The organism is Mycobacterium sp. E2479 (assembly GCF_001667925.1).
Taxonomy (GTDB): Bacteria; Actinomycetota; Actinomycetes; order Mycobacteriales; family Mycobacteriaceae; genus Mycobacterium.
In genome coordinates, this window is sequence record NZ_LZJR01000168.1 from 1 (window position 1) to 18,492 (window position 18,492).

An 18,492-nucleotide genomic window follows, 5' to 3' on the forward strand; every position below is an offset into this window, starting at 1 on the left:
AAAAACCCCGGCCGATGGCCGGGGAATCTGTAACCCATGACGCGACTCATCTGTCACCTATGACTCGACTCATCACAGTGGAGCCGCCTGGGGGAATCGAACCCCCGACCTATTCATTACGAGTGAATCGCTCTACCGACTGAGCTAAGGCGGCATACCCGCACGCCGGGCGGCACGAGTCTACGGCAGGCGGGCGGGCACCACGAAATTAGGATTGCCCGCTCTCCCCCTCGCCGCTTTGCGGCTGGGGAGCCCCCACCTCACATGGCTACGCCCGTCTGCATCGCCGCCGGGCGATTAGTCGCGCAGTTCTTGGCCAATGGTGGCGACCATGGCATCGACGGCGAACTTGGGCTTGACATTGATCGCCAGTGCCTCGCGGCAGTCGAGCACCGCTTCGATGCAGCGCAGCAGCCGCGCGGGCGTGGCGTGGGCAGCCAGGGCCGCGACCCGCTCGGCCATGTCGGGGTGGTTGGCCCGCACCGCGGCGGCGTTGGCGGAGGTCATCAGCGCGTCCCGGAAATAGGTGGCCAGGTCGATCAGCGCGCGGTCCAGGGCATCGCGCGAGGCGCGGGTCTGACGCGACTTCTGCCGTCGCTCAAGGTCCTTCATCGCGCCGGCCGCGCCGCGCATCGCGCCCGCGGTGCCCTTGCCGGTGCCGCCGGCGCCCAAAGCCGTGCGCAGCTCCTCGGTCTCGGCCTCCGCGCGGTCCGCGGTCAGCACGATGGCCTCGGCTTCGGCGGCGGCCACCAGCTCTTCGGCGGCGGCATAGGCCCGCGACGGGGTGGCGGCGTCGCGCACCAGCGTCAGCGACCGCTCCCGGCGCGCCCGGGCCTCGGGGTCGGTGGCCAGCCGTCGCGCCCGGCCCACATGCCCACCGCTGACAGAGGCCGCCCAGCTCGCCGTGTCGGGCGTCAGGCCGTCGCTGTCGACCAGCACGTGCGCAATCGCCACGGTCGACGGCGTCACCAGCGCCACATGCCGGCACCGGGAACGCAACGTGATGGCGATGTCCTCGGGATCCACCGACGGCGCGCACAGCAGGAACACCGTCGACGGCGGCGGTTCCTCGACCACCTTCAGCAAGGCGTTGGCGGCGCCTTCGGTCAACCGATCGGCATCCTCGATCACCACGATCTGCCAGTGCCCGGTGGCCGGCCGCCGCGAAGCGATCTGCACGATCGAACGCATCTCGTCGACACCGATGGACAGGCCTTCTGGGACCACCCGCCGCACGTCGGCGTGGGTGCCGGCCATCGTCGTCGTGCACGCGTGGCAACGCCCGCAGCCCGGCTCGCCGTCCGACGTGCACTGCAGCGCCGCCGCGAAGCACAACGCCGCCACCGAGCGCCCGGAGCCCGGCGGCCCGGTGATCAGCCACGCATGTGTCATAGTCCCGACGGCCGCCCCGCTGTGGGCTGAGTCACCACGGGCGGAGTGAGCGGCGGCCAGCAACTGCGCCGTCACCGCATCCTGGCCTACCAGCCGCGTAAACACCCCGGACATCACAGGTAACACTAACGGCGCCGCCGACAGATACCGAACGGCCGCCGTACCGCGATCATTCCGTTATCTCCGGCATCGTCGTGACACCAGGGCGACCTGCCGACATCGGAATTAAGTTTCCGAAGGGTCGCCGGTGACCGATACGGTGGGTTCGTGACAACGGTGGCGGCACTACCGGGGCGGATCAGCGCATTCGTCCGCTGGGTGCTGCGCACGCCGTGGCCGCTGTTCTCACTGAGCATGCTGCAGGCCGACATCATCGGCGCCCTGTTCGTGCTCGGCTTCCTTCGCTACGCGCTACCGCCGGAAGATCGCATCCAGTTACAGGATCTGCCGGTCTTGAATGTCGCGATTTTCGCCACCGCACTGGTCGTCGTCTTCCTGACCGGTTTGGCCGTGACCTTGCGGTTGCTGATGCCGGTGTTCCGGTGGCAGCGCCGCGACAACATGCTGGCCGAGGCCGACCCGGCCGCCACCGAGCTGGCCCGCAGCCGGGCGCTGCGAATGCCGTTCTATCGCACCCTGATCAGCATCGTCGCGTGGGCCATCGGCAGCGTGGTGTTCATCATCGCCAGCTGGTCGGTGGCCCGATTTGCCGCGCCCGTGGTGGCGGTGGCCACCGGGCTCGGCGCCGCGGCCACCTCGATCATCGGCTACCTGCAGTCCGAACGGGTGCTGCGGCCGGTGGCGGTGGCCGCCCTGCGCAGCGGGGTGCCCGAGAACGTCAAGGCGCCCGGCGTCATCCTGCGGCAGATCCTGACCTGGATGCTGTCCACCGCCGTGCCGGTGCTGGCGATCGTGCTGGCGGTGGTGGCCGACAAGGTCTCGCTGCTGCATGCCACGCCGGAGAAGTTGTTCACGCCGATCTTGTTGCTGGCGCTGGCGGCGCTGGGCATCGGTTTGGTCAGCACGCTGCTGGTGGCCATGTCGATCGCCGACCCGCTGCGCCAGCTGCGCTGGGCGCTGTCGGAGGTGCAGCGCGGAAATTACAACGCGCACATGCAGATCTACGACGCCAGCGAGTTGGGCCTGCTGCAGGCGGGTTTCAACGACATGGTGCGCGACCTGTCCGAACGGCAACGACTGCGCGACCTCTTCGGCCGCTACGTCGGTGAAGACGTGGCCCGACGAGCGCTGGAGCGTGGCACCGAGCTCGGCGGCCAGGAGCGCGATGTCGCGGTGCTGTTCGTGGACCTGGTCGGTTCCACCCAGCTGGCCGCGACCCGCCCGCCCGCCGAGGTCGTCCACCTGCTCAACGAGTTTTTCCGGGTGGTCGTGGACACCGTTGGTAAGCACGGGGGTTTCGTCAACAAGTTCCAGGGTGACGCCGCGCTGGCCATCTTCGGCGCCCCGATCGAACACCCCGACTCACCAGGTGGAGCGCTCGCCGCGGCCCGGGAATTGCACGACGCGCTGCTGCCGGTGATCGGTTCGGCCGAGTTCGGTATCGGGGTGTCGTCCGGGCGGGCCATCGCCGGTCACATCGGCGCGCAGGCCCGCTTCGAGTACACCGTGATCGGCGACCCGGTCAACGAGGCCGCCCGGCTGACCGAGCTGGCCAAGTTGGAGCCCGGGCACGTTCTCGCATCGGCGATCGCGGTCAGCGGGGCGCTGGACGCAGAAGCCCTGTGCTGGGATGTCGGCGAAGTCGTCGAGCTGCGCGGCCGCCGGGCACCCACCCAGCTGGCGCGCCCCGTGCACTTGGCCGAAACGGACTCCGCGTCAACTCAGGCACGAGCCCAGGAGATGTCCGGCGAGACCATCGGCCCGGGCTACTGAGCCGGATTAACTGCGCTTGGCGGCCTTCTTGGCCGCGGCCTTCTTCGCCGGGGCCTTGCGGGTCGTCCGCTTGGCGGGACGCTTCGCCGGGCCACGCGCCCGGCGGTCGGCCAGCAGTTCGGCGGCGCGCTCGCCGGTGATCGAGGCGACGTCGTCGCCCTTGCGCAGGCTGGCGTTTGTCTCGCCATCGGTGACGTACGGTCCGAACCGGCCGTCCTTGATCACCATCGGCTTGCCCGTCGCCGGATCGGCGCCCAGCTCACGCAGCGGCGGCGCGGCGGCTCCTTGCCTACCACGACGTTTGGGCTCGGCATAGATCTTCAGCGCTTCCTCGAGGGTGATGTCGAACATCTGCTCCTCGGTCGCCAGCGAGCGAGAATCCGTGCCGCGCTTAAGGTATGGACCGTAACGACCGTTCTGTGCGGTGATCTCCTCGCCGGAGGCGGGGTCGACGCCGACCACCCGTGGCAGCGAAAGAAGCCGCAACGCGTCCTCGAGCGTGACCGTCTGCAAGTCCATGGTGCGCAGCAGCGAACCGGTGCGAGGCTTGGGACCGGTGGGCTTCTTGCCCTTCTTCGCGGGCGCGGCGCTCCCGTCGTCGTCGGGCGGTGGCTCGGGCAGGACCTCGGCAACGTATGGCCCGTATCGCCCGTCCTTGGCGACGATCTCGTGGCCGGTCGCCGGGTCGATCCCGAGCACGCGACCCTCTTGCGGCATGGCGAAAAGCTGCTCGGCCACTTCCAGCGTCAGCTCATCGGGGGTCAGCGAGTCGTTGAGGTTGGCCCGTTGCGGCTTGGGCTCGCCGTCCTCACCGGTCACCATGCGTTCCAGATACGGCCCGTTCTTGCCGACGCGCACATACACCGGTCGGCCCTGCTCGTCGTCAAAGAGCTTGATGGAGTTGACTTCTCGAGCGTCGATGCCTTCCAGGTTCACGCCGACAAGCTTCTTCAGGCCACCGGAGCGGGCCACCGAATCGGCCACCCCGTGCTCGCCGCCGAAGTAGAAGTTGTTGAGCCAGTCGGTGCGTCTTTCCTGTCCCGAAGCGATTGCGTCGAGCTCGTCTTCCATCGCGGCGGTGAAGTCGTAGTCGACCAGGCGGCCGAAATGCTGTTCCAGCAAACCGGTTACAGCGAACGCCACCCATGAGGGGACCAGCGCGCTGCCCTTCTTGTGCACGTAGCCGCGGTCCTGGATGGTCTTGATGATCGACGAGTACGTCGACGGACGGCCGATGCCCAGCTCTTCAAGGGCCTTGACCAACGACGCCTCGGTATAGCGCGCCGGAGGGTTGGTGGCGTGGCCATCGGGGGTGAGCTCGATGGCATCCAGCCGCTGGCCCTGGGTCAACTGCGGCAACCGGCTCTCGGCGTCGTCGGCCTCGCCGCCGGCCAATTCGTCCACCGTCTCCACGTAGGCCTTCAAAAAGCCTGCGAAGGTGATGGTGCGACCGCTGGCCGAGAACACCACTTGCCGTTCTCCGGCGGGACCACTCGCCGTGCCGTTGATCCGCAGGCTCAGCGTGGTGCCGCGCGCGTCGGCCATCTGCGAAGCCACCGTACGCTGCCAGATCAGCTCGTAAAGGCGGAATTCGTCGCCGTCGAGTTCGCGGCGCACCGCGTCGGGAGTCGCGAACGTCTCGCCCGCGGGCCGGATCGCCTCGTGTGCCTCCTGGGCGTTCTTGACCTTGCGCGTGTACTGGCGCGGCGACGGGGCCACGTATTCGGCGCCGTAGAGCTGGCGGGCCTGGGTGCGCGCGGCGTTGATCGCCGACTCCGACAGCGTCGTGGAGTCGGTACGCATGTAGGTGATGTAGCCGTTCTCGTAGAGCCGCTGGGCGATGCTCATCGTGCGCTCGGAGGAGAACCGCAGCTTGCGGCCGGCCTCCTGCTGCAGCGTCGAGGTCATGAAGGGCGCGTAGGGGCGCCTTGTGTACGGCTTCTCCTCCACCGACGCGACGTTGAGCTGGGTGCCGCGCAGACCCGCGGCCAGCTGCGTCGCGCTCGCCTCGTCGAGAATCGTCACTTCGTCGGCCCTGCGCAGCTGACCCAGCGAGTCGAAGTCCCGTCCGGCGGCCACGCGCAGGCCGTCGACGCTGGTCAAGCGGGCGGTGAAGGTGGGCGGCGACGCCTGCGGGTCGGACACGCTCGCATCGAGCTGGGCCACGATGTCCCAGTAGGACGCGCTGCGAAACGCCATGCGGTCGCGTTCGCGCTGCACGATGATCCGGGTGGCCACCGATTGGACCCGGCCCGCCGACAGCTTGGGCGCGACCTTCTTCCACAGCACGGGGCTGACCTCGTAGCCGTACAGGCGGTCCAGGATGCGCCGGGTTTCCTGCGCGTCGACCAGATCGATGTCCAGGTCTCGGGGATTTTCGGCGGCCTCCAAGATCGCCGGCTCGGTGATCTCGTGGAACACCATCCGCTTGACCGGAACGTTCGGCTTGAGGGTTTCCAGCAGATGCCAGGCGATGGCTTCGCCCTCGCGGTCACCATCCGTGGCCAGATAGAGCTCGTCGACATCCTTGAGCAGGCCCTTCAGCTCGGTGACCGTGCTCTTCTTCTCGGGACTGATGATGTAGAGCGGTTCGAAGTCCGCGTCGACGTTGACCCCGAGGCGGGCCCACGGCTCCGACTTGAATTTCGCCGGGACGTCGGCGGCGGCCCGGGGGAGGTCGCGGATGTGGCCGCGCGACGATTCGACGATGTACCTGGAGCCCAGGTAGCTGGCAAGTTTGCGCGCCTTAGTGGGCGACTCGACGATCACGAGCCGCCGACGGCCGCCATTCTGGCCGCTGCCGGTGTTCTTCAGTTTCGGGTCAGCCAACTGCCCTTACGCTCCATCCCTGATTGGTCCCCCCGCGAGACCGCCTGCAGGAAGAATGACAGGTCGGCATCGAAAATTCCGGTGAAATTCAGGTACGCGACCGTTCCTCCGCCCTGCGGCACCTGACAATTTCGCACCCTTGGGCGCGCCCGCGCAAACTGACATTCGCGACAACAACGCAAAGCCGACGCGATTTTGGCCGTTGTCTCCTGGCTAAACGCGCGGCCAGCGCGATACGGCCTCGGCGCCGGCTGGCGGCTCCCCCACGTTCTCTACCAGGCGCGACAGCCTGCGGCGCCCGCTGATCCGCAGCGCCGGGCGACCGCCGCGGGTGCCGATCAGGGTGGGCGCGATCCCGACGCGCATCAAAGCCGACGCCAGCGGCGAGTGCGTGTCCGGCGCGTGGGGATCCAATGCCAGCAGGTAATGCTCGCCCTCCGGGTTGCCGGCGGCCAGCGTCCACGCCCGCAGTTCGCGCGGCCCCGGCAGCCAGCGCGGCGGCACGGTCTTGACCGCACCGCGCGTCCATTCGGTCGCCAGCGTGCTCAGTGAGGGGTCCACCGCCGTCCGCACCAGCGGGCTGTCCTCGTCGGTCCGGCTGATCTCGGCAACCAGGCCCGCCTCCCGGATCATCTCGGCCAGCGCCGACGCCCGCCAGGGCTGATCCACGACCACCGACAGCCGCGCACCCGAGACGGGATTCTCACCGGTGGCACCCACGGTGACGATCTGCCCGGACGCCGCCAGCACCCCGGAAAGATCGGCGACCGCGGGCGGCACCGACTCCGCAGTAAAGAAGGAAAGCTGGCTCACGCCACCGACAGTAGGCCAGCGCGCCCGTTCGCGTCTCGAGGCAACCGGCGCGGCGCCCGGTGTCAACGGTGATGCGCCCATGGTCCGCTGCAGTAAAGCCGTAGTAAAGAGGAAAACCCCCCGGCTGGACCCGCGGGGCGGGTCTGCACGGGGGGCATCCGTTCAGGTCTGCTCTGTCTTTAGACGGAGCGGACTCCGGTGGCCTGGGGGCCCTTAGGGCTATGGCCGATCTCGAACTCGACCTTCTGGTTTTCTTCGAGGGTGCGGAAGCCCGAACCCTGGATCTCCGTGTAGTGGACAAACACATCGGCGGAACCGTCTTCTGGGGCAATGAACCCGAAGCCCTTCTCCGCGTTGAACCACTTCACAGTTCCCTGTGGCATCTCTCGATCTTTCCTTTTCTTCTGGGTGCGGGGCATCGCCTTTCGATGCCCCGGGCCTGGTACGACCGCCATACCTCGCTGAGTCGCCGGAACTTCACCCGACCGATTAACCTCGCAGGAACCGCGGCCGCAACGTCGATCCTGCGAAAGTTTGACACGAACACAGAAGCTGCGACCGCAAATAGTCAACCATGTTCATCGCGTCGGCGACAGACTTGTGTCTCCAGCCGATTCGAAGGCCGACTGCAGGGCCGAATTCACAGCGAACCACCGAAGGAGTGAGATGGCGAGTTTCGGCAGTGAGCTGCTTGCCGCCGCACTCGCCGCAACCTCGTCAGACGAGCATCCGCTGCGCCATGTCGCCGAACTGCCACCCCGCAGCGGCCGGCCGCGTGACTGGCCGACCTGGGCCGAGTCCGACGTGGTCGGCGCGTTCACCGAGCTGGGGATCAAATCACCCTGGTCGCATCAGTTCGCGGCCGCGGACCTGGCGTACGCGGGCCGCCACGTGGTGCTCAGCACCGGTACCGCATCGGGTAAGTCCCTCGCTTATCAGCTTCCGGTACTCAACGCGTTAGCGACCGATCCGCGGGCCCGGGTGCTCTACCTGTCGCCGACCAAGGCGTTGGGCCATGACCAGTTGCGGGCCGCGCACGCGCTCACCGCGGCCGTTCCGCGGCTGCGTGACGTCGCGCCCACCGCCTATGACGGCGACAGCCCCACCGACGTCCGACGCTTCGCCCGGGAACGCTCGCGCTGGTTGTTCTCCAACCCCGACATGATCCATTTGTCGATCTTGCGCAATCACGCCCGCTGGGCCGTCCTGCTGCGTGGTCTGCGATTCGTGGTCGTCGACGAATGTCATTATTACCGTGGAGTTTTCGGATCCAACGTGGCGATGGTGCTGCGCCGTCTGTTGCGGTTGTGCGCCCGCTATTCGTCCTCGCCGACCGTGATCTTCGCCAGTGCGACAACGGATTCGCCGGGCGCGACCGCCGCCGAGCTGATCGGGCTGCCGGTCGAGGAGGTCACCGAGGACGGTTCACCCCAGGGGGCCCGAACGGTGGCGTTGTGGGAGCCCGCGCTGCGCGGCGACCTCACCGGCGAGAACGGCGCGCCGGTGCGCCGCTCGGCAGGTGCCGAGGCGGGGCGAGTGATGGCCGACCTGATCGCCGAGGGCGCCCAGACACTCACATTCGTGCGGTCGCGCCGCGCAGCGGAATTGACCGCGCTGGGTGCCCAGGCGAGGCTGGACGACATCGCTCCGGAGCTGTCCCGAACGGTGGCGTCGTACCGGGCCGGCTACCTCGCCGAGGACCGCACCGCGCTGGAGCGCGCGCTGGCCGAGGGTCGGTTGCGGGGCCTGGCCACCACCAATGCGCTGGAGTTGGGCGTTGACATCGCCGGGCTCGACGCGGTGGTGCTCGCCGGATTCCCTGGCACGGTCGCCTCGTTCTGGCAGCAGGCCGGCCGGTCCGGGCGGCGCGGGCAAGGCGCGTTGGTGGTGCTGATCGCCCGGGACGATCCGCTGGATACCTATCTGGTGCACAATCCGGCCGCGCTGCTCGACAAGCCGGTCGAGCGGGTCGTGATCGACCCGGCGAACCCCTACATCCTGGGTCCGCAGCTGCTGTGCGCGGCAACCGAACTGCCGCTGGACGAGGCGGAGGTCCGCACTTTCGGCGCCACCGAGGTGGCCGACGGCCTGGTCGACGACGGGCTGTTACGGCGGCGCAGCGGCAAGTACTTTCCGGTACCCGGCCTGGAACCGCATGCCGCCGTGGACATCCGAGGCTCGGCGGGCGGTCAGGTCGTCATCGTCGAGGCCGATACCGGACGGCTGCTGGGCAGCGCCGGCGCCGGACAGGCGCCCGCCACCGTCCACCCCGGCGCGGTGTATCTGCATCAAGGTGACAGCTACGTGGTCGACTCACTAGACACCGAGGAAGGCATGGCGTTCGTGCACGCCGAGGACCCCGGCTACGCGACGTTCGCGCGCGAGATCACCGATATCGCCGTCACCGGCACGGGCGAGCGGTTGACGTTCGGGCCGGTCACCCTGGGTCTGGTGCCGGCCAGGGTCACCCATCAAGTGGTGGGTTATCTGCGTCGCAGGCTCTCCGGGGAGGTGATCGACTTCATCGAACTGGACATGCCGGAACACACCCTGGTCACCACGGCGGTGATGTACACCATCCCCGCAGATGCGCTGCAGCGCAAAGGGATTGACGACACACGGATCCCCGGAGCGTTGCACGCCGCCGAGCATGCGGCGATCGGCCTGCTGCCGTTGGTGGCCAGTTGCGATCGCGGGGACATTGGTGGTCTGTCGACCGCCGTCGGGCCCGATCCCCTTGGTCTGCCCAGCGTCTTCGTCTACGACGGCTATCCGGGCGGCGCAGGTTTCGCCGAACGGGGCTTTCGCCAGGCGCGCACCTGGTTGGGTGCGACAGCAGCCGCCATCGAAGCATGCGAGTGCTCCCGGGGGTGCCCGTCGTGCGTGCAATCCCCCAAGTGCGGCAACGGCAACGACCCGCTTGACAAGACGGGCGCGGTGCTGGTGCTGAAGCTGGTCCTCGCAGAATTGGCGCGGGGCCCACGGGAGAGTAAACCCGCGGATGACGACCGACCCCTCGACGGTCGACCCACTGGGTTTGCCTTGTGACGCCCACGCCTGGAACGCATTTCCTGCTGCTCAAGAAATGGCGGCGTGCTGTCGCACTGATCGGATTCGATTCGGTGTGCGCCGCACAATCCCGACGATGCGGGCGCAGCAGGAAAAGCTACCAAGGCCGCGACGGCATCGCAAGCACCGCTGATACCGGCCGACGTCGGTCGGTGTCTGGGCCTTCGGCCCCAGCGCACCCCCAGCGCCCCCTAGACCGGTCCGCCCACCGCTAAAATCGGCCGCATGGCCCACGACTGGTTGCTCGTGGAGACACTCGGGGGTGATCCCACCGTCGTGGCGCAGGGTCGCCAACTGAAAAATCTCGTCCCCATCACCACTTTCCTGCGCCGCAGCCCCTACCTTGCCGCGGTTCGCACGGCGATCGCCGAATCGGTGCAGACCGGCCAGGCCCTGACCAGCATCACGCCCAAGCGGGACCGCATTATTCGCACGGAGCCGGTCGTGATGTCCGACGGCTTCATCCACGGCGTGCATGTCTGGACCGGCCCCGCCGACGTCGAGCCGCCCGACCGGCCGATCCCGGGGCCGCTCAAGTGGGACCTCACCCTCGGCGTGGCCACCGACACCCGCGAATCGCTGCTCAACAGCGGCAAGAATCCCGAGGTCGAAGTCACGTTCGGCAGGGCATTCGCCGAGGACCTTCCAACGCGGGAACTCAACCCTAACGAAACCAAGGTGCTGGCCATGGCGGTCAAGGCCAAGCCCGACCAAACGCTGTGCAGCACTTGGGATCTGACGGACTGGCGAGGCGAGCCGATCCGGATAGGTTTCGTGGCCCGCACGATCCTGGAGCCGGGACCCGACGGTAGGGAGCACTTGGTGGCGCGGGCGATGAACTGGCGATCCGAACTGAAGGGCCCGGAGGTTTCGACCGACGTTCTCGCGCAACGAATCCTGAGTAGCCTGGCCCAGGCCGGGGTGCATCGCGCACTGATCGATCTCAACACCTGGGTCCTGCTGAAATGGCTCGACGAGCCCTGCCCCTTCTACGACTGGCACAGCAGTGAGACGGGCAAGCCCAGGGTCCACCCCGACGACCATGCCCTGATGACCAGCATGACAAGGGAATTCAGCGGGGGCGCCACGAGCGGGGTGTTACGGATGCCCGGGTATGACGGCGATTGGGTCCCGGTGCACGTCACCGTCAACCGGGTCGAATTGGAACCGGATGCATATGCCGGACTGGTGTCCCTGCGGCTGCCCACCGACGACGAGCTTGCCACCGCGGGATTGTCACCCTCCCCCGACGCCGCGCCCTAGTCGGCTCCCCCGGTCGCAGGCCCGGCCCGCGCGGCGGCCGTCGCCACGCCGCCGAAAGCGACGGCCACCCGCGCCGTGACAACGACGTCGAGACCGTCCACCGCACAGCGGATGTCGTCGGTGCGCATCTGGCGAGCCACGCCCGCAGCGCGGGCGCAGGCCGCATCGGCTCCAGAACTCAACCGCGCAGCGGCCGCCAAGGCGGCCAGATCGGCCACCGCCTGGGCGCGATGCCGTGCCACGACCGCCGAGCCCAGATACGCGCCGGCGCCGGTCACCGTCAGCAGCACGACGATCATCCACACCGCGACCAAGGTGGCCGAGCCCCGCTCACCGCGACGGCTCGGCGGCCGAGACCGCCCTGGCGGCGATGTCGATGGTGGGCAACAACTTTGAATGGGCGACGACACTGGCCACCAGGAAGTCACCGTCGCGCCGCAGGTCGACTCGGGCACCACCCGGCGCGAGCCGGCGCGCGGCGGCCACGGCTGAGCGTTGGTCGCCGCGAGCCGCCAACCGGGCGGCTTCGCGGGCGGCGTCGATGCAACGCACCTGCATCGAAACCGCGGTGACACCGGCCAAACACAGCACCAGCACGACCACGAGCGCGGCGATGCCCAGTGCCGCCTCCACGGTGCTGGCACCCGTACTGCCGGCTACACCTTGGTGTTGAGCGCACGACCGATGATGTTGGTCAGCGCCGAGACGATCGAGTCCCCGGTGACGACGGTGTAGAGCACCGCGCCGAAGGCGGCCGCGGCGATGGTGCCGATGGCGTACTCGACCGTCGACATGCCCGACTCGTCGGCCATCAGCACCGCAGCACCTGCGAAGAATTCGCGAATCTTGTTGACCATCAACGTCTTCCTTTCGTTTCACAGCAGGCCCGACTGCAGGACATCACCGGCCAAGCCGGCCACCACCGGGACGATCCCCAAGCAGACGAACGCCGGCAGGAAGCACAGGCCCAAAGGTCCGGCGATCAGTACGCCGGCCCGCTCGGCGGCGGCGCTCGCCGCGTGTGCGGCGTCGTGGCGGGACTCCTCGGCCAACTCGCTGACGCCACCGGCCAGCGCCGCCCCCGAGGACGCCGAGCGCCTGGCCAACCGCAGCAGGGCAGCGATCGGGGGTTCGACCGAGTTGTGCGGGCCGGACGGAATGGACCATGCGACAGCGGGATCGGCTCCGAGCGCAAGCAGGTCGGCGGCCCGGCGCAGCACCCTGGCCAAGTTGGGCGGTGCGGATGGGACTGCGGCGGCCGCGGCCGTCGACACGGCCATGCCCGCCGCCAGGCACACGGCCAGCACGTCCAGGCAGGAGGCGACCGCCAGCGGATCCGGGCCGCGCGCCGGTGCCGGGCCCCGCAGCGGTCGAGCGCCACGCATCGGCATCCCGGCGCGGCTGCGGACCAGCGAGGGACTCGGATCGATCCACAGTGCCGCGGCCAGCAGCACACCCGCGAGATTCATGGCGCCACTCCTCCTCGTCGCTGCGCTCTGCATCGTCGCCGGCGCGATTCATGGCGCCACTCCTCCTCATCGCTGCGCTCTGCATCGTCGCCGGCGCGATTCATGGCGCCACTCCTCCTCATCGCTGCGCTCTGCATCGTCGCCGGCGCGATGCATGGCGCCACTCCTCCTCATCGCTGCGCTCTGCATCGTCGCCCGCGAGATTCATGGCGCCACTCCTCCTCGTCGCTGCGCTCTGCATCGTCGCCGGCGCGATTCATGGCGCCACTCCTCCTCGTCGCTGCGCTCTGCATCGTCGCCGGCGCGATTCATGGCGCCACTCCTCCTCATCGCTGCGCTCTGCATCGTCGCCGGCGCGATTCATGGCGCCACTCCTCCTCATCGCTGCGCTCTGCATCGTCGCCGGCGCGATTCATGACGCGACCCGATCGGCGATGCGATCCGCCCACAGCAGGCCGACGCAGGCCAGCGCCGAGCCGACGAGCAACAGCCACCCGCCCGCATGCCCGCCCAACAAGAAAGGCAGTGGCCGGGCGCCGATCAGTTGGCCCAGTATCACGCCGAGCACCGGCAGCGCGGCGAGTATCGCCGCGGTTGCTCGTGCGCCGGCCATGCTCGAGGACACGCGGGCCGAAAACCGTTGACGCTCGGCGATATCGCGCTGCGCGGCGCGCATCAGGGTGGCTATCCCCAGCCCGTTGTCGCTGGCCAGGCGCCAACACAACGCGAGCCGTTCCCAATGCGTGGGCAGCGCCGAGTGTCGGGCCGCCGCGGCCAACCCGGACGCGACGTCGGCGCCCAACCTGGCACGGGCCGCCACCGAACGCAGCGATATCGCAACCGCACCGGTGGTGTCGTCGGCCGCGACACAGAACGCGCGCACGGGATGCGAGCCGGCCCGCAACTCGCCGACCAATACCTCGAGCACGGATTGCAGCGCATGACCCTCAGCGGTGGCACGCCGGATGCGCCATCGTCGCCGATACCGCAGTCCCGCGGTCGCGCCTACGACCGCGATGGACAGGACGGTCGTCAGCGGCAGCGCGATAACGGCGGTGCAGCCGATCCCAGCGGCGACGCAGGTGATCCCGCGAAGCCCGGCCGTCGGGAGCCGCCGGTGCCGCGAGGCCGACAGTCGTCGTCGCACGGAGGGCCGAACGACGATCAGCGCGAGCGACAACAGCAACGCCCCGGCCAGCGGGCCGTTCACGCCGGCAACCGGCTGCGCAGCAGGCGTTGCAGCTGTGGCGCAGCATCCGCCATGCCCCGATCCGCATGCCACACGGTGGCCGCGCGTACCTGCCCTTGATCATGTTGCAGCGCAGCGATTTCGCTAAGCCGCCGCCGCCCGGCACGATCGCGCTCGACATGCAGCAAAACCTGCACGGCGGCGGCGAGTTGGCTGTGCAGTGCGGCGCGGTCGAGGCCGCCTAGCGCACCCAATGCCTCGAGGCGCGCGGGAACCTCCGCGGGGCTGTTGGCGTGCACGGTGCCCGCGCCGCCGTCGTGGCCGGTGTTCAGCGCGGCCAGCAGATCCACCACCTCGGCGCCCCTGACCTCGCCGACGACGAGGCGGTCAGGACGCATCCGCAGCGCCTGCCGAACCAGCTGGCGCACCGGAACCTCGCCAACGCCTTCGATGTTGGCGCACCGGGCAACGAGCTTCACCAAATGTGGGTGGCGGGGCGCCAGCTCCGCGGCATCCTCGACACAGACGATCCGCTCCGTGGGCGGCACTGCGCCCAGCATCGCGGCGAGCAGCGTCGTCTTCCCGGCCCCGGTGCCGCCACTGATCAAGAACGCAAGCCTTGCGTCGATGATGTCGGTGACCAGCGCGGCGGCCGCGGGCGCGATCGCACCGGCGGCGATCAGGGCCGCCAACTCCTGACTGGCGGGGCGCAGGATGCGCAGTGAGATGCAGGTGCCCGCGGCGGCCACCGGCGGCAACACCGCGTGCAGACGCACCGCGAACCCGCCGGCACCGATGCCGGTCAGCTCGCCGTCCACCCAGGGTTGCGCGTCGTCCAATCGGCGGCCGGCGGACAGCGCCAGGCGCTGCGCCAGCCGTCGCACCGCCGCTTCGTCCGTGAAACGGATGTCGGTGCGCCGCAAGCCGGTGCCGTCGTCTACCCACACGGCATCCGGCGCGGTGACCAGGACATCCGTCGTCCCATCCGCGCTCAGCAGCGGATCGAGGATGCCGGCACCGGTGAGCTCGGTCTGCAGCACCCGAAGGTTGGCCAGCACCTCGGTGTCACCGAGCATCCCACCGGACTCGGCCCGGATCGCGGCGGCCACCACCGCCGGCCCGAGCGGACCTGCCTCGCCGGCCAGTCGCTCGCGGACGCGTTCGATCAGCGAACCGCTCACGCCGCCTTGCCATTCTGGCCCGTCCGCCGCCGCGCACCAACAGGCGGGAGGACGCCGAGGACTTGGCCCGCCGCCACCGCGAGCGCAGAGCGTCGCCCCAGCCGCAGGCCGCCGCGGTCGACCTGCTCGCCCAGTCGCGGCTGCGCTTTGATCGCCGCCAGCAACGGCAGACCGACGATGTCGGCGATTTCCGCCGACCGCAATCCCGCCGGCGACGGACCCCGCACTACCAGACCGACGTTGGGATTGATGGACGCCAAAACCGGAACCAGCGCACCCGTAGCCGCGCATGCCCGCACGTCGCAGCGGCTGACGACGACCACGAGGTCGGCAGCGTTCAGCGCGGCTTGGGTCGCGTCGGTGAGACGACGGGGCAGATCGCAGATCACGGTCACCGCGCCGCGCCGGCCCGCGTCGACGACGGCGTGCACCGGCCCGCCGTCCAACTCGTAACCGCGCCGCGTGCCGGACAGCACGCTGACTCCGCGGTGCCGCGGCAGCGCATCGCGGACCGCCGACCAGTTGAGCCGACCACCCTGCAACGCCAAATCCGGCCAGCGCAGCCCCGGCATCGTTTCGCCGCCCAGCAACAAGTCCAGGCCGCCACCCCACGGGTCGAGGTCCACCAACAAGGCGTCCGGGGCGGCGTGCGCCAAGGCGACCGCAAGCAGGGATGCGCCCGCTCCGCCGCAGCCCCCCATGACGGCGACCGCGTCTCCGCGCGACCCGTCGTCGCGAGACGACTCGGCGGCGTCGGCGAGGGCGCCGACCAGGTCGGCTTCTTGCCCGGGCAGTCGCAACACGCGCTCGGCGCCAACCCCGACGGCGGCCGCCCAGGTCGTCGTCTCCGGTTCGGCCGCCGTCAGCACGGTGACGTGATCGCGCCGTGGCAACGCCGATCGCCCGCAACTCGCCGCCGCCCGCGCGTCCAGCACAACGGCCGCAGCCGCCGCCCAACTCTTGCGGCTGACCGGAGACACGTCGCTGGCATACACCACCCGGACGCCGGCGGCCGCCGCCACCCGGTCCAACTCGGCGCGCATGTCGGGATCCGCTAGGACCGCCAACACACCCACGGAACCCGTCGCATCGACTCCGGAACTGCCTGCCACCCGACCACTGTGCGGGATCGTGACCTTGGCACAACAGTCCCAAATGCGGATTTGTGGATAGAGACGCGAGTGTGCACAAACGTGTCGCGAGGCAGGCCGCCAGCGACGACGGTCCCACTTTCCCGCAACGCATCGAGAGCCGAGCCTGGCGGCGTGCACCGACAATGCTGACCGTAGAAATGGGACGACCCCCGCCAGGGGGGGAGGAGGCGAGGGTCGTCGTGCATCAGCCCCGGGGGGTCGGGCTGATACACCCTCGGCTCAAGCCGAGTACTGCTTACTATACACATGACAAGCCGTAGTAACGCAAGAGTTCATTTGCTGAAAAGAACGGCTTGAGCCGCGTAAACACCGCTACGCCGGCACCTCCAATCGCTGAGCGGCCTTTTCCCGGTGCGGGGTCGCCCCCTGGCGGGACCACCGACCTATGCTGGGTCGGTGACCGTCTTCGACCCCACCGCGGAGCAGTCGGCCTCGGAGCAATCAACGCCAACCCTCGCCCCCCACGCCCGGACCGCGGCCTTCTTCGACCTGGACAAGACGATCATCGCCAAGTCCAGCACCCTGGCGTTCAGCAAACCATTTTTCAATCAGGGCCTGCTCAATCGCCGCGCCGTACTCAAGTCCAGCTACGCCCAGTTCATCTATCTGCTCTCCGGTGCCGATCATGACCAGATGGATCGGATGCGCGCTCACATGACCAATATGTGCACCGGCTGGGACGTCGAACAGGTCAAGTCGATCGTCAACGAGACCCTGCACGACATCGTGACTCCGCTGGTGTTCGCCGAGGCCGCCGACCTGATCGCGGCACACAAGTTGTGCGGCCGCGACGTCGTGGTGGTGTCGGCCTCCGGCGAAGAAATCGTCGCCCCGATCGCCCGGGCCCTGGGGGCCACCCATGCGATGGCAACCCGGATGGTCGTCGAGGACGGTCGGTACACCGGGGAGATCGCCTTCTACTGCTACGGCGAGGGCAAGGTGCAAGCGATCCGCGAACTGGCCGCGCGCGAGGGCTATCCGCTGGAATACTGCTACGCCTACTCGGACTCGATCACCGATCTTCCGATGCTCGAGGCCGTCGGCCACCCCAGCGTCGTCAATCCCGACCGCGGCCTGCGCAGGGAAGCCCTGGAACGAGGGTGGCCGGTGATGTCGTTCTCCAAGCCGGTGTCGTTGCGCGACCGCATCCCGGCGCCATCCGGCGCCGCGATCGCGACGACCGCCGCGGTGAGCATCAGTGCGCTGGCCGCCGGGGCGGTCACGTATTCGTTGTTGCGCCGTTACGCTTTCTGAGCCCGGCGGTACGCGACGGCAAACTCGTTAAGCGCGCAATCCGAAACGGATTCGGCGCTATTCGCAATTGGGCCTTGCTGTGCTAGTGGTCTAGTAGTACAAAGGAACCACGGAAGCCCGGTGAGGCCTAGATCGAGCCGGAAGAGAAGGTTCGTTCTCCCGACCCGGGCGCCCAGCACGGTGCTCGGCACCCACGCGGAGTCATAGCCGCGAAAATGGCAGAAGTGTTGCGGGCCTGCGAAATTGCGAAATGTGGAAGGTGTCGACGGCCCTTTGGGTGGGGTCGCAACCGGAAGCGTCGTGAGATCGCCGAGGCCAACCCACGCAACCCCGAGATGCACGCTTGGTAACCGAGTCCCGTGCTAGCGGGCGGCGGACCGAACATTCGGAACGTCGCCCGCTCTGCACGTTTGTGGCCTTTTTCCGGTGACGTCTTCCCGGGTATCGCCACCGCTTCAGCTATCGGTTCGACATCGAGTCGGCGATCGATACGGCCTCTTGCGCACCGGCTTTCATGGCACGGCAACACAGCACCAGCCAGGCACCGACACCCTCCGGCGTGCCTTCGCCGAATTTCTGCGCGGCGTCACGATACGCGGCCGGTTGGCGCATCCAACTGACCTCCGGCACACCCAGCCCGTGTGGGTCCAGGCCGGTGGCGATGGTCACCAGTCTCGCCACCGCGCGAGCCACCACCCCGTCAGAGCTGCCGAATGGCTTCAGCGTCAGTAACTCGCCGTGCGCGACGGCGGCAAGCACCGGCGCCGGCACCTGGGTGCGGCCACCCACGATGTCCGCCAGCAATGCCAGACGCGCCTGCACCTCGGCGTCGGCGCGTGGTCGGCCCAGTCGATCTTCGTCGGCCAAGTCCGCAGCCGCCAGCATGTGCAAGCGCGCCAGTGCTTGCAGGGGTGCCCGCTCCCAGGTCCGCACCAACGGGCCCTCGCCGCCCTCCAGCTCCTGAGCCACCCGAAGCGCTCCCCCGA

Annotated in this window: 16 protein-coding genes, 1 tRNA gene and 2 pseudogenes; 4 read left to right on the forward strand and 15 right to left on the reverse strand. The window is 68.8% G+C overall.

Annotated features, from left to right (window positions below):
- Window positions 1–78 precede the first annotated feature (78 nt).
- Window positions 79–154: transfer RNA gene (locus A5686_RS26060), tRNA-Thr, on the reverse strand.
- A gap of 143 nt (window positions 155–297) precedes the next feature.
- Window positions 298–1,506, reverse strand: coding sequence for a DNA polymerase III subunit delta' (locus A5686_RS26065; protein WP_067940516.1), 1,209 nt, complete (start codon window positions 1,504–1,506; stop codon window positions 298–300).
- Window positions 1,507–1,602: 96 nt separating this feature from the next.
- On the opposite strand from A5686_RS26065, the gene A5686_RS26070 reads away from it, so the two are divergent.
- Complete coding sequence (locus A5686_RS26070; protein WP_156750248.1) at window positions 1,603–3,285, forward strand: adenylate/guanylate cyclase domain-containing protein; 1,683 nt, start codon at window positions 1,603–1,605, stop codon at window positions 3,283–3,285.
- A 6-nt stretch (window positions 3,286–3,291) separates the two neighbouring features.
- Here A5686_RS26070 and topA read toward each other — a convergent pair whose 3' ends face one another.
- The 3 genes from topA to cspA all read right to left on the reverse strand — a co-directional run bounded on the left by topA (window position 3,292) and on the right by cspA (window position 7,310).
- A complete protein-coding gene (gene topA, locus A5686_RS26075) occupies window positions 3,292–6,114 on the reverse strand; it encodes a type I DNA topoisomerase (protein WP_067940519.1) in 2,823 nt (940 codons plus the stop codon).
- Between the two features lie 213 nt (window positions 6,115–6,327).
- Window positions 6,328–6,927: a hypothetical protein gene (locus A5686_RS26080; RefSeq protein WP_067940523.1), complete on the reverse strand. Its 600-nt coding sequence runs from the start codon at window positions 6,925–6,927 to the stop codon at window positions 6,328–6,330.
- Window positions 6,928–7,106: 179 nt separating this feature from the next.
- Window positions 7,107–7,310 (reverse strand): cold shock protein CspA, encoded by a 204-nt coding sequence (gene cspA / locus A5686_RS26085; protein ID WP_007166602.1) that lies wholly within the window; start codon window positions 7,308–7,310, stop codon window positions 7,107–7,109.
- Between the two features lie 283 nt (window positions 7,311–7,593).
- On the opposite strand from cspA, the gene A5686_RS26090 reads away from it, so the two are divergent.
- Window positions 7,594–9,975 (forward strand): DEAD/DEAH box helicase, encoded by a 2,382-nt coding sequence (locus A5686_RS26090; RefSeq protein WP_067940525.1) that lies wholly within the window; start codon window positions 7,594–7,596, stop codon window positions 9,973–9,975.
- 246 nt (window positions 9,976–10,221) lie between these two features.
- Entirely contained in the window at window positions 10,222–11,259 is a 1,038-nt protein-coding gene (locus tag A5686_RS26095; protein ID WP_067940527.1) for a PAS domain-containing protein, read from the forward strand.
- On the opposite strand, the gene A5686_RS26100 is transcribed toward A5686_RS26095, so the two are convergent.
- From A5686_RS26100 to ssd, 9 genes and pseudogenes are all read right to left on the reverse strand, one after another.
- Window positions 11,256–11,558 carry an Rv3654c family TadE-like protein gene (locus tag A5686_RS26100; RefSeq protein ID WP_231986489.1) on the reverse strand — a complete coding sequence of 101 codons (303 nt, stop codon included), beginning with the start codon at window positions 11,556–11,558 and terminating at the stop codon, window positions 11,256–11,258. The genes A5686_RS26095 and A5686_RS26100 overlap by 4 nt on opposite strands.
- A gap of 31 nt (window positions 11,559–11,589) precedes the next feature.
- On the reverse strand, window positions 11,590–11,892 hold the full coding sequence (locus A5686_RS26105) for a TadE family type IV pilus minor pilin (RefSeq protein ID WP_082947834.1): 303 nt from the start codon (window positions 11,890–11,892) through the stop codon (window positions 11,590–11,592).
- A gap of 23 nt (window positions 11,893–11,915) precedes the next feature.
- A complete protein-coding gene (locus tag A5686_RS26110; protein WP_067940533.1) occupies window positions 11,916–12,116 on the reverse strand; it encodes a DUF4244 domain-containing protein in 201 nt (66 codons plus the stop codon).
- 18 nt (window positions 12,117–12,134) lie between these two features.
- Window positions 12,135–12,728, reverse strand: coding sequence for a type II secretion system F family protein (locus tag A5686_RS26115; protein ID WP_197520708.1), 594 nt, complete (start codon window positions 12,726–12,728; stop codon window positions 12,135–12,137).
- A gap of 64 nt (window positions 12,729–12,792) precedes the next feature.
- A pseudogene (locus tag A5686_RS28540) lies at window positions 12,793–12,865 on the reverse strand (hypothetical protein); the annotation flags it as partial.
- Between the two features lie 187 nt (window positions 12,866–13,052).
- Window positions 13,053–13,125, reverse strand: a pseudogene (locus A5686_RS28545) (hypothetical protein); the annotation flags it as partial.
- Between the two features lie 15 nt (window positions 13,126–13,140).
- Window positions 13,141–13,938 carry a type II secretion system F family protein gene (locus tag A5686_RS26120; RefSeq protein ID WP_067940536.1) on the reverse strand — a complete coding sequence of 266 codons (798 nt, stop codon included), beginning with the start codon at window positions 13,936–13,938 and terminating at the stop codon, window positions 13,141–13,143.
- On the reverse strand, window positions 13,935–15,098 hold the full coding sequence (locus A5686_RS26125; RefSeq protein WP_067940538.1) for a TadA family conjugal transfer-associated ATPase: 1,164 nt from the start codon (window positions 15,096–15,098) through the stop codon (window positions 13,935–13,937). The genes A5686_RS26120 and A5686_RS26125 overlap by 4 nt, the downstream gene beginning before the upstream one ends.
- On the reverse strand, window positions 15,095–16,168 hold the full coding sequence (gene ssd / locus A5686_RS26130; RefSeq protein WP_067940553.1) for a septum site-determining protein Ssd: 1,074 nt from the start codon (window positions 16,166–16,168) through the stop codon (window positions 15,095–15,097). Before ssd ends, A5686_RS26125 begins: the two co-directional genes overlap by 4 nt.
- Before the next feature lie 480 nt (window positions 16,169–16,648).
- Between ssd and A5686_RS26135 the strand changes: the two genes are divergently transcribed.
- Window positions 16,649–17,506 carry an HAD-IB family hydrolase gene (locus A5686_RS26135; RefSeq protein ID WP_067940542.1) on the forward strand — a complete coding sequence of 286 codons (858 nt, stop codon included), beginning with the start codon at window positions 16,649–16,651 and terminating at the stop codon, window positions 17,504–17,506.
- A gap of 459 nt (window positions 17,507–17,965) precedes the next feature.
- Here A5686_RS26135 and A5686_RS26140 read toward each other — a convergent pair.
- A partial coding sequence (locus A5686_RS26140; protein ID WP_067940556.1) for an oxidoreductase occupies window positions 17,966–18,492 on the reverse strand: 527 nt, incomplete at its 5' end.